Source organism: Stenotrophomonas sp. (assembly GCF_032061965.1).
GTDB lineage: Bacteria > Pseudomonadota > Gammaproteobacteria > Xanthomonadales > Xanthomonadaceae > Stenotrophomonas.
Genome location: NZ_DAMBEF010000004.1, coordinates 132,377 through 143,088, shown reverse-complemented (window position 1 = coordinate 143,088; position 10,712 = coordinate 132,377). Strand labels below are relative to the sequence as shown.

General features: G+C 65.5%; 12 protein-coding genes and 1 other RNA gene. 5 read left to right on the top strand and 8 right to left on the bottom strand.

Annotation, left to right across the window (positions count from 1 at the left end; genetic code table 11):
* Window positions 1–216 precede the first annotated feature (216 nt).
* The 3 genes from rnpB to rsmI form a co-directional block, all read right to left on the bottom strand.
* Window positions 217–568, bottom strand: an RNA gene (gene rnpB, locus RT460_RS03540) — RNase P RNA component class A.
* A 44-nt stretch (window positions 569–612) separates the two neighbouring features.
* Entirely contained in the window at window positions 613–1,377 is a 765-nt protein-coding gene (locus RT460_RS03535) for a hypothetical protein (RefSeq protein ID WP_313317196.1), read from the bottom strand.
* Complete coding sequence (rsmI, locus tag RT460_RS03530) at window positions 1,355–2,194, bottom strand: 16S rRNA (cytidine(1402)-2'-O)-methyltransferase (protein ID WP_313317195.1); 840 nt, start codon at window positions 2,192–2,194, stop codon at window positions 1,355–1,357. Before rsmI ends, RT460_RS03535 begins: the two co-directional genes overlap by 23 nt.
* A gap of 80 nt (window positions 2,195–2,274) precedes the next feature.
* Between rsmI and RT460_RS03525 the strand changes: the two genes are divergently transcribed.
* From RT460_RS03525 to RT460_RS03505, 5 genes are read left to right on the top strand one after another with little or no spacing between them, the layout of a single operon-like run.
* Window positions 2,275–3,999 carry a penicillin-binding protein activator gene (locus RT460_RS03525; RefSeq protein WP_313317194.1) on the top strand — a complete coding sequence of 575 codons (1,725 nt, stop codon included), beginning with the start codon at window positions 2,275–2,277 and terminating at the stop codon, window positions 3,997–3,999.
* A complete protein-coding gene (locus tag RT460_RS03520) occupies window positions 3,989–4,363 on the top strand; it encodes a YraN family protein (protein ID WP_313317193.1) in 375 nt (124 codons plus the stop codon). Before RT460_RS03525 ends, RT460_RS03520 begins: the two co-directional genes overlap by 11 nt.
* Window positions 4,363–4,908, top strand: a complete 546-nt coding sequence (locus RT460_RS03515) for a metal-dependent hydrolase (protein ID WP_313317191.1) — start codon at window positions 4,363–4,365, stop codon at window positions 4,906–4,908. The genes RT460_RS03520 and RT460_RS03515 overlap by 1 nt, the downstream gene beginning before the upstream one ends.
* 18 nt (window positions 4,909–4,926) lie before the next feature.
* On the top strand, window positions 4,927–5,499 hold the full coding sequence (locus RT460_RS03510; RefSeq protein ID WP_313317190.1) for a TlpA disulfide reductase family protein: 573 nt from the start codon (window positions 4,927–4,929) through the stop codon (window positions 5,497–5,499).
* 19 nt (window positions 5,500–5,518) lie between these two features.
* A complete protein-coding gene (locus RT460_RS03505; protein ID WP_313317189.1) occupies window positions 5,519–6,901 on the top strand; it encodes an FAD-linked oxidase C-terminal domain-containing protein in 1,383 nt (460 codons plus the stop codon).
* Window positions 6,902–7,003: 102 nt separating this feature from the next.
* Here RT460_RS03505 and RT460_RS03500 read toward each other — a convergent pair whose 3' ends face one another.
* The 5 genes from RT460_RS03500 to thiL all read right to left on the bottom strand — a co-directional run bounded on the left by RT460_RS03500 (window position 7,004) and on the right by thiL (window position 10,667).
* The gene (locus tag RT460_RS03500; protein ID WP_313317226.1) at window positions 7,004–7,558 is read right to left on the bottom strand and encodes a GTPase; all 555 of its coding nucleotides are present in this window, start codon (window positions 7,556–7,558) and stop codon (window positions 7,004–7,006) included.
* Window positions 7,555–8,511, bottom strand: a complete 957-nt coding sequence (locus tag RT460_RS03495) for a hypothetical protein (protein ID WP_313317188.1) — start codon at window positions 8,509–8,511, stop codon at window positions 7,555–7,557. Before RT460_RS03495 ends, RT460_RS03500 begins: the two co-directional genes overlap by 4 nt.
* Window positions 8,512–8,587: 76 nt before the next feature.
* The gene (locus RT460_RS03490; RefSeq protein ID WP_313317187.1) at window positions 8,588–8,950 is read right to left on the bottom strand and encodes a roadblock/LC7 domain-containing protein; all 363 of its coding nucleotides are present in this window, start codon (window positions 8,948–8,950) and stop codon (window positions 8,588–8,590) included.
* 147 nt (window positions 8,951–9,097) lie between these two features.
* A complete protein-coding gene (locus RT460_RS03485; protein WP_313317186.1) occupies window positions 9,098–9,526 on the bottom strand; it encodes a roadblock/LC7 domain-containing protein in 429 nt (142 codons plus the stop codon).
* Between the two features lie 157 nt (window positions 9,527–9,683).
* A complete protein-coding gene (gene thiL, locus RT460_RS03480; protein WP_313317184.1) occupies window positions 9,684–10,667 on the bottom strand; it encodes a thiamine-phosphate kinase in 984 nt (327 codons plus the stop codon).
* Window positions 10,668–10,712: the final 45 nt, after the last annotated feature.

Genomic DNA, 10,712 nt, shown 5'->3' with positions numbered 1-10,712 from the left:
CCATCCATCCGAAGGAAAGCGAGGCGAAGCGAGCAAAGCCATCCATCCGAAGGAAAGCGAGGCGAAGCGAGCAAAGCCATCCATCCGAAGGAACCAGCCCCCTTTAGTAAAGGGGGCGCGCCGACAGGCGCGGGGATGTGGAAGGCCAGAGGCCCGGGGCCCAAAGTTTTGCTGCGCAAAACTTTGGGGCTTTCATCGCCTGCCAGGCGATGAAAGCGGCGGAGCCGGCCGATAAGCCGGGTTTTGTCGTGGACAGTCATTCCTCTAGGCGCTACGTCACCGTAACGCTCAAGCAACCTACCCGGACCCGACGCGGGCCACGCCATTAGGTCCCTATTTGGTCTTGCTCCAGGTGGGGTTTGCCGTACCGGTCTGTTGCCAGACTCGCGGTGCGCTCTTACCGCACCATTTCACCCTTACCGGCCTCTCGAAAGAGACGTAGGCGGTATCTTTCTGTTGCACTTTCCGTCGGCTTGCGCCGCCCAGGCGTTACCTGGCACCTTGCCCTGTGGAGCCCGGACTTTCCTCGGCACTCCCGAAGGAATGACGCGACTGTCTGGCCGACTCCGCCACGCGTATTGTCGCACGTCCAGGCCCCGGCCGGCCCAACTTTCATTCAGCATCTGTCGGCAGATATCGAATGCGCTGAATACCCGCGTCGGTGAACGAAAGCAGCCAGCCCTGGCGCAGGATGTCGATTTGCTGGAAATCGGCATGTGCGCCGGTCGCCCGCAGCTGCGCGGACAACTCATCCAGTGCAGCCAAGGCCCAACCCCGCAGGACGCCAGGGTCAGCCTCTTCGACAAACGCCACCGCTGGCAGCGGCCAATTGTCGTAGAGCAGCAGCACATTGCTCGGTTGCTCCGCAAACCCTGGCTTGCGCCGCACTACCCGCTTTTTATCCACCGCCCAGCGCATCACTTCCACCCATAGGCGCTCGGGTTCATCACCAAGCCAAGGGCTTCCCTCAAAGGTGTCCGCCAACAATTGCCGGATCAAAGGGCTATCCCAGTCCGCACGGCCCGCAGCCGGAGCGGAGCGCGAGACCGGACGAACCCAGCCGGAGTTGATGCCGTCCAGCTTGGCCTGCAATTGCTTGAATGCCTCCGGCACCACTTCCATGCATTCCACACCGGCCCGGTCGTCTCCGGAGGCCACCAGGAAATCCGGACTTTCGCGCTTGTTGACCAGCACCGGGTAACTCAACTGGCTGGCCCAGGCGGTCAGCCAGCGCACCATCATCCAGCGCTCGCGCTGGGTCTTGGCCTCGCCGCCAGAGGCGCCCCGCACGGGCCGCTCGCGCAGGTCGAGCTGGCGTTGCAGGCTGGCGGCATCGGCGGCCGCCCACCAGGCCTCAGTCGCTGCTGCCCTGTCCATACAAGGCCTTGCGCGGTGCTCCGCTCAGTTCAGCCGCCAGCTTGGCGGCGGTGGAAGGAGGCAGGTGCTCGTTCAACTTGGCGTACAGGCGTCGGCCTTCAGCGATCCTGGCCTCTTCATCATCGCCGGCGCCCTGCACCATCACCACGAACTCCCCCTTGCGCTGGTTGTCATCGGCCTGCACCTTGGCCAGCAACTGCGACAGGCTGCCATCCAGCACCGTTTCGAACAGCTTGGTCAACTCGCGCGCGACCACCGCCGGGCGTTCGGCGCCAAACGCCAGCGCCATGTCAGCCAAGGACTCGGCAATGCGATGCGAGGATTCATAGAAAACCAACGTACCGGTCTCGGCAGCCAGCTTGTGCAGTCGTTCACGCCGCGCTGCGGCCTTGGCCGGGAGAAAGCCCTCGAACACGAAGCGATCACTCGGCAGCCCCGCCACACTCAAGGCAGCAATCGCGGCACATGCCCCCGGTATGGGACTGACCTTGACCCCGGCCGCTCGCGCTGCACGCACCAGACGAAATCCCGGATCGCTGACCAGCGGCGTGCCGGCATCACTGACCACGGCCAGCGACTCGCCGCCCAGCAGCCGCGACACCACACGGTCGGCCATCGCCTCCTCGTTGTGGTCATGAAGGGCCACCAGCGGCTTGCTGATACCGAAATGCGACAGCAACTGACCGGTATGACGGGTGTCTTCCGCACAGATCGCGGCCACTGAACGCAGTACCTCCTGTGCTCGCGGGCTCAGGTCGGCAAGGTTGCCGATCGGCGTGGCGACAACATAGAGGGTGGCAGCAGTGGGACTCATCATCGGTATTTCCGTAGGCCAAGGGTAGAATCCTACCGTTTCCACCCGCCCGGCACTGCCGCGCCCTGTCGAACGGACCTCAAATGAACAAGCCAGTCGCCCGGATCACCGCCCTGTCATTGTCGATGCTGCTGTTTGTCGGCTGCGCCACCACCAGCATCGCCCCGACCAGCTCGCCCGCCCAGCAGGCAGCCATCGCCCTGCTTGAACAGGGCAAGCCCCGCGAAGCGGCCCAGCAACTGGAAGCCGAAGCCGCACTGGCGCGCGGTGCGGGCAAATCGCAGCTATTGGCCGATGCGGCCTTTGCCTGGCATGAGGCCAAGGACGATGCGCGCGCGCGCATGCTGATCCCGCAGGTGCAGGCGCGTCAGCTCGGCGGCGCCACGCAGCAGCGGTTCAACCTGCTGCTGGCCGAATTGGCGGTGCTCGACAAACAGCCGGTCGCCGCACTGCAGGCGCTGAGCGGAACCCCGACGCAGCTCCCCACTGCCCTGCACGCACGCTGGTACCTGGCCCGTGCGCAGGCACTGGAAGCCAATGGCGACGCCTTCAACGCTGCCGCCGATCGGGCGCGTGCGGGGGTAACGCTCAACGGTGCCGAGCGCAGTGACAACCAGCGCGCCATCACCCGCCTGCTGTCGGGCCTGGATGACGCCACCCTCAGCAGCCGCACCGCCGCGCTGCCGGCCGGTGACCCGCTCTACAACCATGCCGGCCGTGCGCTGATCGCCCGCGGGCTGCCGCTGCCGCGCCCGTTCGACCGCGACGCCGCATGGCAACTGGATACCGGCAAGCGGCCACCCGCTGATGCCGACGGCTATCGCCCGCCGGTCAAGATGGCGGTGCTGCTGCCGCTGACCGGCAACCTGGCCACTGCATCGGCACCGGTCCGCGACGGCCTGCTTGCCGGTTATTACGGCGAAACCCGGCGCCGCCCGCAGATCGACTTCATCGACACCAAGGGCAATGCCGCCGGCGCCATTGCCGCCTACGACAAGGCCGTCGCCTCGGGGGCGGATTTCGTGGTCGGCCCGCTTGGCCGTGACGAGGTGGATGCGCTGTTCCACCGTGATCAGCTGCAGGTGCCGCTGCTGGCACTCAACCGCGGCAAGGACACACCGCCAGCCGGTAGCGCCGGCTTCTCGCTGGCACCGGAGGACGACGGCATCATGGCCGCCGAATACCTGCTCAGCCGCGAACGCCGCAACGTGCTGGTGATCGCCAGCAACGATGAAGCCGGACGCCGCGCCAGCACCGCGTTCAAGGAGCGCTTCGGCGAGCGCGGCGGCAAGGTCGCCGCCAGCATCAGCGTCAGCGACACCCCCGCCGACATCGGCGCACAGCTGCGCCAGGCGACCGGCGTGGACGCGGTTCTGCTGGCCGTGAAGGGTAACCAGGCGCGTGCCCTGGCCCCTCAGCTCGCACTGGCCGGGCTGGCCGCGGTGAGCCGTGTCGGCACCTCGCAGTTGATCGCCAACACCGGCAAGGCGGATGAAGACATGGCACTGGATGGCATCGCCTTCCCGAGCGAAGCCTGGACCTCGCGTGGCGTGGCCGGCCTGCCGGCAGCCAGCAGCCTGGCCAGCACCCTGCCGACCGCACGTGGCGGCGCAGCGCGGCTGTTTGCCTTCGGCTACGACGCGTGGAAGATCACCGCCTATCTGGAAAAGCTGGCCAACAGCACCGGCGCCGGCTTGAGTGGCGCAACCGGCACCCTGCACCTGGATGGCTTTGGCAACGTGCTGCGCACGCCGGCCTGGTCGACCTTCAGCGGTGGCCATCCGACCGCGATCGGTGATGGCCGCTGAACCAGCCCAGCGTGGCGCTGCGGTGGAAGCCGCAGCGCGCGTGATGCTCGAAAAGTCCGGCCTGCGTTGGCGGGCCAGCAATGTGCGCTACAGCGGCGGCGAGCTGGATCTGGTGATGGAGGATCCTGCCGATGCGGGCCTGGTATTTGTCGAGGTACGTTACCGCCGCACTGTAGGCTTTGGCGGCGGTGCCGCGTCGGTGGATATCGGCAAGCGCCGCAAGCTGGTGCACGCCGCGCAGCGCTATCTGGCACAGCACCCTGCCCTGGCCAACCGCCCCTGTCGGTTTGACGTGGTGGATGCCCGCGGCGAGCCACCGCAACTGGACTGGATCCGCGACGCCTTCCGCGCCGACGACTGCTGATGCCCAGTATCTTCACGCATGCGGCCGTGCCGCTGGCCTTGTGGTGCGCCAGTGAACGCGGCCGCGTTTCCGGACGCCTGCTGGCCGCAGGTGTGGCTGCCGCGATGCTGCCCGACGCCGATGTGCTGGCCTTCGCCCTGCATATTCCCTATGCCGATGCGTTCGGTCATCGAGGTGCCAGCCACTCGCTGCTGTTTGCCGGCGTGCTGGGGCTGCTCGCGCTCGCCTGTGCCCGCAGGCTGCATGCCGGACGCTGGCAGGCGCTGGTGTTTGTCTTCGCCAGCGCGGTGTCACACCCATTGCTCGACGCGTTGACGTCCGGGGGCCTGGGCGTGGCACTTTGGTGGCCATGGAGCGAGCACCGTTTGTTCGCGCCATGGCGGCCCATCCGGGTATCGCCCTTCGCCAACAATTTCTTCAGTGCCCGCGGCCTGCAGACGCTGGTCTCCGAACTGCGCTGGGTTTGGCTGCCGCTGGTAGTGGCGGTGCTCGGCTGGAAGGTGATTCAATCGCCACACGGCAGGCGCTCGGACGTCATCCGCTGACCACTCCAGGGGGAGCCCATGCATCATCGTTTCCTGCAGGCGCTGGCAATAGTGCTCTGGCTGGGCCTGCTGGCACCTGCGGCATCTGCCGCCAACGCTGTGCCGCCACCTCCCCAGCAAGGCGAGTTTCCACCAAGCGCCGCGCTGGGCAGCAACCTGCGCGGCGAGCAGGTGGACCTGGCCGAACGGCGTGGCAAAGTGGTGATCATGACCTTCTGGGCGAGCTGGTGTGGACCCTGCATGCGGGAACTGCCCCGACTGGCGCAGATCCAACAAGTGGTCGGCAAGGACGCATTGGAGGTCCTCGCGGTCAACTGGGACGAACCGCGCTCGGACGTGGTGGCCTTCGCCCGACGCTATCGCAAGATGGACCTTGAATACGTGATCGACACCAAGGGCAAGACGGCCGAGCGCTACGGCGTGAAGGCCATCCCCTTGATGTTCGTATTGGACCGCGAAGGCCGTATCCAGGCGGTTCACAGGGGCTACTCCGAACAGTCCCTGCCCGGGATCCTGGAGCAGGTCGTCGCCTTGTTGCCCGAAGAGGTACGTTCGCGCCCCGCGACACCCCCTTCCGACCCTGGCAAATGACACGGCCTACAATATCGGGGTGAGCACGCCCCTTCCCGACGCATTCAATCAGTCCCTGACGCAGTTGCTGGGCGATGGCTGGCGCACCGACGCCGCTACGCTGCAGGCGCATGCGCAGGACAACTCCTGGCGCCATGCGCTGCCCCTGGGCGTCGCCCTGCCCAGTACACACGAACAGGTACAGGCCATCGTCCGCGCCTGCCGCGCGCACGGGGTACCGCTGGTCGGCCGGGGTGCAGGTACGGGCACCACCGGCGCTGCCGTGCCTCAGGCAGGCGGCATCGTGCTGTCGTTCGCGCGCATGAACAGGATCGTGGCTATCCGCGCCGGTGATCGCTGCGCGGTGGTGCAGCCAGGGGTACTCAATGGCGACCTGCAGCAGGCCTTGATGCCACATGGCCTGTTCTGGCCGCCGGACCCTTCCAGCGCGGATATCTGCAGCATCGGTGGCAACCTGGCCTGCAATGCCGGTGGACCACGCGCGGTGAAGTACGGCACCAGTCGCGACAACGTACTCGGGCTGGTGGCCGTCACCGGCACTGGTGAGCTGATTCAATGCGGTGGCGCCTATACCAAGGATGCCACCGGCTATGACCTGGCCCATCTGATCGTCGGTAGCGAGGGCACGCTGGCATTGATCGTGGAAGCCACCCTGAAACTGGCGCCGCGACCGCGCAGCCAGGCCGGCCTGCGCGTGCTCTACCGCGATGCCGAAGCCGCTGCCGCTGCCGTATCACGGGTGATGGCACAGCCGGTTACTCCGACCACGCTGGAATTCATGGACGCGCGCAGCCTGCAACTGCTGCGCCACAATGGTGCGCAGGTGCCGGACGCCGGCGCGATGCTGTTGATCGATGCCGATGGCGACGACGACACCCTGCCCTACCTGCTCAATGCATTGGCCGAAGCCGCTGAGGGCGATGGCATGCTGCAGCTGGATGTGGCTGCCGACGGCAGCGCGCGCGACAAACTATGGGCCGCCCGCCGCGCCCTGTCACCGGCGCTGAAAACCATTGCCCCCGGCAAGATCAACGAGGACGTGGTGGTGCCGGTATCGCAGATCCCGGCGCTGGTGGACGGCGTACAACGCCTGTCGATCGAGGCCAACCTGCCCATCGTCACCTTCGGCCATGCCGGTAACGGCAACCTGCACGTCAACATCCTGTACCACCCGGACGATGCCGACGAGAATCAACGCGCGCACGCGGCTTTGCCCAAGGTGTTCGCACTTGCCTTGCAGTTGGGTGGCACCTTGTCCGGGGAGCATGGCATCGGTGTGGCCAAGCGCGATTTCATGGCGCAGGCGTTCTCCGCCGATACGCTGGCCACGATGTGGGCGATCAAGCAGGCACTGGACCCGGACGGCATCCTCAATCCGGGCAAGGTGCTGCCGCCCCGCTAGCTGCGGCGCAAGCGGCGACGCTGGCGCGGTGTCGGCGTCAGGGAAATCTGCAATCGGGGGATTTCCTGCATTCGCGGCCTACGCCGCTTTTGCCGGCATGGCTCAGGCCACGGCCTCGGCGTAGCGGCAGGACAGCAGTGCCTTGACCAGGAAGTCGACCTGGTTGGCCTCGCGTGCATCCACCCACATCACCGGCAGACGATGCCCCTCCTTGGCCAGGGCATTACGGAAGTCGGTGAAGCTGAAATCCGGCACCCGGTCCTGGCAGGTCACACCCACCGCGAAGCAGGCCTCAGGTGCCAGCTCGCGGAAACGCCCGAGCAGCATCAACGTACTTGCCAGCGCGCGCGGGTTGAGTGCGCTCACAAGTACGATCACGCCGATCGCACCCTCGGCCACGATCGGCCACATGAAATCCAGGTAGGCCTGGCCGGGCACGCCGTAGACGTGCAACAGCTCGCCATCGCCCAGTTCAATGGAGCTGTAATCCAGCGCCACCGTCGTGTGCGACTTGTCTTCAAATGCCTCCAGCGCAGCCTCGTCGCTGATTGGCATTTCTGTGCTGATCGGCTCCATGTCCGAGATCGACCTGATCGCGGTCGTCTTTCCCGCACCCATTTCACCGACAAAAACCAGCTTGGTTGCCATATCCGTCAGACCTGAAGCCCCTTGGAAATATTGAGCCCGAATCGCTTGGCGATACGCGAGAAAAAGCCGGAAACCTTGCCACTCTTCGCACGCGGGGCCGCACTTTCACTACCGGAGCTATCCAGCAGGTCAGTACAGGCCGCGGCGGCCATGATACGGGCAATGTCGTCCAGCGAGGTGCCTGTGGCAAGGGCCAGCTGCTCTGGCTGCCACGGGCGGATCATCAAGGCCGCCATCGGCAGCAGCCAATGGGTGGGCAGCAGCCCGGTCTCCACTTCCGGCCAGCCACGCAGCTGGGCCAGTCCCTGCAGGTCCTGCGGCAGCAGCGGTTCGGCCGCCAAGGCCGCCGCGCGCCAGCAGAAATCCTCAAACGCGTGCTGGCTGACCGCGTCGGCCATGCACTCCTCCACACCACGGTCGTCGCTGAGCAGGGACAAGGTCCAGCCCGGCTCGGCGGCCGCTTTCAGAAAATTTTCATAGGGAATGTCGCGCAGCAAGGTCACCTTGCGCTGCGGCGCATCCACCATTACCCGGACCAGGCCCAGGTGCAGCAGGCTCGGCTTACCCTTGGCCTCGCCAAGGCTGCGGAACAACGTGCGTGGCAGGAAGCGCTCGCCACTGCCGTCGGCTTGCTGCAGCAGTTCACGCAGCTGCTGGAAAATCTCACGCACGCTGGCGCCGTGAGCCACGCCGGGAATCGGCAGGCCGGCCAGTACCTTGCGGGTCACTGCCAACACCGGCAGGCCTTTGGCGCCTGCTTCGCGCAGCACCTGCTGGCCCTTGCCATCGTCAATGCTGGCCACCAGCAGATCCACCTTCTGGTGGTTCCACTCCTGGACATCTGCCTGGATGTACTCGGCCATCAACAACGAGCTGGCCACCTTGAGCCGCATCATATGCAGCACGTCCAGACCCTGGCAGCCAATCACGGCAGTGGAGATCTTGCGGGCAGGTGCGCTCATCGTATAAACCGGACCGGGTTCCTTGGCTCAGCGGCCACGCCGCTGCCTCTCTTCGAAGCAGCGGCGTGCTCCTCGATTACTTGAAATCGAGGGTCTGTTCGAACGACTTCAGCTCGTGGCGAGCGAGTGCGAGATTGGCGCGCGAACGGTCCAGCACCACGTACAGGAACAGGTCCGCATTGCTTTCCAGCGGACGGATCAGGTGGTACTGCTTGCTCAGGGTGATCAGGATGTCTTCGATCGCATCGGTGATGCCCAACGAGGCAGCAACGCGGCGCTTGGCGCGCACCACTTCGGTGTTGCCGGCAGCAGCAACTTCCAGGTTGATCGGGCCGCCGCCCAGCATGCCCAGGGCCATGCCGCTGTCGCTGTCGACCAGCGCTGCGCCGACGAAGCCTGCGATTTCATTCAACTTGTCCAACTTGACGTTACCAGCCATGTTCCACTCCATTATTCGATGATTGATTCCAGAATCGCGCCTGCCAGTGCAGTCAGGTCACGTGATGCCAGGTGCAGACTTGCCCTGCGCTCGCACGATGTCCCGGCAAGCCGGGCCATGTGAGCACGCAGTGGTTACAACAAAGGGTTACAGCAGGGGCTTGATACGCGCAGCCGCATCGCGAGCCGCGTACAGCAGGATGGCCAACGAGGTGTCGGCATGTCCCAGCGCGGCCAGGGTATAGGTGCGATCCGCAGCAACACGGACCAGCACCATGCTGCCCTGCGAGGTGGACATGGTCACGTAGTCGGCGGTGGTCAGGCCCAACTCGCGCGACAAGGTTTCCCCCAGCGTCAGGAACGAGTTGCTCATTGCCGACAAGCGTCGCGGATCAAGCTTGTTCTGCGAACGATGCGCAATGGCGCGGCCATCGCCCGTGGAAACGAGCAGCATGGAAATGCCGCTGTTGGCGTCGATGACGGTGTCCAATTCTGCTTCCAATGCAGGACTGTCCACGCTGCTGGAGGGCTGGCCGACATCGGTCATTTTCGCCCTCACCTTTTCCAGTGTTGCCATTTCCACTTGCCAAGCCCCCTGTTTGATGCCGCGCACTGCAGTTCAGACCTGCATTAAAACGCGACATGGATCACGGTCGAGATCATAAATATGAATGCGTGGACAGCATGTGAACGGCGGCTCCGCACGCCTTATCAAGGAATCGACCTACTGCGTTTCAACCGGAAAAGTGGTTGAAACCCCGCTTGGCAACTGCTTGCAACACCCCCTCCTCATTGCTCAGGTGTACCCCACTTCCGGCTCGAATATAGCCAATACGTGTGGCCCGAACTGCAACGCAGGACATGCTTTCGCTCACCTGCGCGCGCAAAGCCGCAGGCGCGGTGAAGCACAGTTCGTAATCATCGCCCGCCGTCGCGCGCAACGCATTGAAGGCGACCTCATCCCCGCAGGCCGTGGCCGCTACTGACGCAGGCAGGGCCTGACCGAGCAGGTCGGCCGCCACCTGGCTGCGCTTGCAGATATGGCCCAGGTCGGCCAGCAGGCCGTCGGAAACATCCACCGCAGCGCTGGCCAGGCCGCGCAGCGCCAAGCCGGCTTCCACCCGCGGCGTGGGCCGGGCCAGGCGCAGGCGCAGCTGCTCCAGGGCCGGATCCGCCGAAGGCTGCGAGACATCCAGCCGCCCTTGTTGCCACAGCGACAACGCCAGCCCCGCCTCACCCGGTACGCCTGTTACCCAGATATCGTCGCCCGGTTGCGCACCATCGCGGCGCAGCGCCGCTCCTGTCGGCACCTCCCCCATCGCGGTGACCGACAGCGAGAGCGGGCCGCGGGTGGTATCACCGCCCACCAGCGCAATGTCGTGGGCATCGGCCAATGCAAAAAAACCTTGGGCGAAGGCATCCACCCATTCCGGTGATGCCTCCGGCAGCGACAGGGACAGGGTGCACCAGCGCGGCGTGGCGCCCATTGCCGCAAGGTCGGAAAGATTCACCGCGAGGGTTTTCCAGCCGATGTCGGCGGCCGGTGTCTGCAGCGGGAAGTGCACCCCTGCATTGAGTGTGTCGGCGGTGACCACCAGTTGTTGCCCCGGCTGCGGCTGCAACAAGGCGGCGTCGTCACCGATGCCCAGCGCGATGTCGGCGCGGACACCGGTACGGCGGCGGATGCGCTCGATCAGTCCGAATTCGTCAAGGCTCACTTCAACTCCCGGATACGACAACGCCGGTGCCGATGATGCCGGCCC